Here is a 2,521-nt window from a genome sequence, read left to right on the forward strand (position 1 = left end):
GTCGATGAGGATGAGCGCCGGCGGCTCTACGAGGAAGCGTGGGAGACGGGGGGCTTGCGCTTTCGCGCGGTGTTCCAGGATCTGCTCGCGAGCGAGGACGCCAACGCCACCGCCGCCGCTTTCATCAAGGGCAGGATCCGCGATATCGTACACGACGCGCGCAAGGCGCGGGTTCTCTCCGATATCGACCATCCCTATGCCGCAAAGCGCCCGCCGGTCGATACGCAGTATTTCGAGACCTTCAACCGCGACAATGTCGATCTCGTGGATCTGCGCGCCGAGCCGATCAAGCAGATCACGGAGAACGGCATCCTGACGGAGGAGGCCGAATACCCGCTCGACGTGATCGTCTTCGCCACCGGATTCGACGCCATGACCGGGCCGCTGCTGCGGCTGGGGCTGACCGGGCGCGACGGTTTGAGCCTGGCAGAGGCCTGGGCGGCGGGGCCGGTGACGTATCTGGGCCTGCAGATCCCGGGCTTTCCCAATCTCTTCACGGTGACCGGCCCGGGCAGTCCCTCGGTGCTGGTGAACCTCCCGGTTGCGATCGAACAGCATGTGGAATGGATCACCGCTTGCATCGCCTTCATGCGTGAGCGCGGCGTGGCGCGGATCGAACCGTGCATGGAGGCGGCAACGGCCTGGGGCGCGCATGTGGAAGAGGCGGCGGGGCGCACATTGCTGCCGCAGGTGCCCCATTCCTGGTATCTGGGCGCGAACGTACCCGGCAAGCCGCGCGTCTTCATGCCCTATACCGGCGGCATGGGACGCTACCGCGCCATCTGCGACGACATCGCCGCGCGCGGATATCCCGGCTTTGCCCTCGACGACAATCAACAGCCCGCCCCGGGTGCGTCCGATTTCGACGCGCCGGTCTATGCGCCGGGTGTGTGAGAATTGCCGGCTCGCCGCAGCGCCCCGCAGGCGGGCTTCGTAAACAGGCGAAGCCCGATGCCGGCATATCCGCAAGGCGTTTTTCAGTGAACGCGCTTTCGCCGAAACAGGGCGTAGCCGGTCAGGAGGGCGATCAGGGCGGAGGTCATGAAGCCTGCCGAATCTGCCAGCACGGTAGCGACGGCGCCCAGATTGTCATAAAACACGATTCCAAGCCCGATATAGATGGTGACCCAGATCGCCTCGCCAAAGGCCGACATGATGGTGAAGATGGGCCAGGGCATCTTCGCGGCGCCGGTCAGCAGGTTGACATAGGGGCCCAGTGGCGAAAACAGCCAGCGGCTGAGAAAGACCGCCGGAGCGCCGCGTCTGTCGATCGTGCCTTGCGCCTGTTCGAGGAATTTCGCCCGCGATCGGTTCACGCGCAGCCAGCCGATCAGCGCGGTGCTGGCAGTGCGCCCGATCCCGAACCCCGCCTGATCACCCGCGATCGCCCCGAAGAAAGCCGCCATGACAACGGGTGCGAGTTGCAGATCTCCGGAAGCGACGAAGGCGCCTGCGGCCAGCATCATCATGGATGTCGGCACGGGAACGGCAAGGCAGGAGAGAAACGTCGCAAATGCGAGGGCCGGCGCGCCCCAGTCGCTGACGAGAGCGAAGAAGAGCTCAGTCATCACCGTCGACCGCTTCTTCTCGCGCATCCGCTATTGCGTTTTCAATGCGTGTAATCAGGGTTTCGACCGATTCACCGCGCTCCTCGGCGATATGCGCGAGGCTCTTGCGCTGGAACGCGCCGGGCTCGTGCTCGATCGCGCGTGCGAGCGTGTCGCGCGGAACGTCCCACGATTGCGCGATGTATCCGATCGGCATCCAGCCCTCGATCGGTCGATCCTCGTTCTCCGACCAGTAAAGCGTCGAGACGACGAGGCGGATCGCAAAAAAACCCGTCAGGATCAGCGCCAGAACAAAGCCGGCAAGCAGCCAGGGATGTCGGGAACGGTGGCCCTTCATGGCCGATTGCTTTCCAGCGGCATATGTCGTCCCGAATCACCTGTTTTTCCGATAGCCTGATTCAATGCCGGCAATCGGAAAGCTGCTCTTGCGCACCAGCCCCTGCCCTTTTTCAGGCGGTTCGCGGGAGATGCGCCGTGGCTGGGTTGCAACGATCCGGATCCGGGGCCTGGCAACAGGCGTACAGGCAATCACGCATGCACCGCGACCGTCTGTTCGATTTCGGCGGCGAGGCCGGGATCGATGCCGAGCGCGGCGGCCAGTTCGGTAAGGTAGCGCCGCTCGGCGGGCGTATCGGGATCCATGGCCAGAAGCGAGGCTGCATAGAGTTCCGCACCGACTTCCGGACGATCCGCATAATGGCGCACGCGGTTGATGTCCTGAGGTGCTGCGAGTTCGTCCATGACGAAGGCCTTGGCCTGCGCATCCAGCCCGAGATTGTCGAGATGGCCGAAAATGCGGGCCTGCTCTTCGGCATCGATGTGCCCGTCGGCCTTCGCGCCCTGGATCATGGCGACGAGGACGCCGCGGGCGAGATTGTCCTCTCCGCCCGGTGCCTGGGCAGGGGCGAACGGACTGTCTGCGGGCGGCGTCAGCAAGGCCGGGCCAGAGTGGG

General features: G+C 64.7%; 3 protein-coding genes and 1 pseudogene. 1 reads left to right on the top strand and 3 read right to left on the bottom strand.

Annotation, left to right across the window (positions count from 1 at the left end):
* Window positions 1-894, top strand: a pseudogene (locus VKP01_RS13150) (cyclohexanone monooxygenase); the annotation flags it as partial.
* Between the two features lie 83 nt (window positions 895-977).
* Here the strand turns inward: VKP01_RS13150 and VKP01_RS13155 are convergent.
* The 3 genes from VKP01_RS13155 to VKP01_RS13165 all read right to left on the bottom strand — a co-directional run.
* Window positions 978-1,568: a DedA family protein gene (locus VKP01_RS13155; protein WP_324413003.1), complete on the bottom strand. Its 591-nt coding sequence runs from the start codon at window positions 1,566-1,568 to the stop codon at window positions 978-980.
* Window positions 1,561-1,905 (bottom strand): hypothetical protein, encoded by a 345-nt coding sequence (locus tag VKP01_RS13160; protein ID WP_324413005.1) that lies wholly within the window; start codon window positions 1,903-1,905, stop codon window positions 1,561-1,563. Before VKP01_RS13160 ends, VKP01_RS13155 begins: the two co-directional genes overlap by 8 nt.
* 191 nt (window positions 1,906-2,096) lie before the next feature.
* Window positions 2,097-2,521: tellurite resistance TerB family protein (locus VKP01_RS13165; RefSeq protein WP_324413007.1), on the bottom strand; the 425-nt coding region annotated here is incomplete at its 5' end.

The organism is Saliniramus sp. (assembly GCF_035311605.1).
In the GTDB taxonomy this organism is placed as follows: domain Bacteria; phylum Pseudomonadota; class Alphaproteobacteria; order Rhizobiales; family Beijerinckiaceae; genus Saliniramus.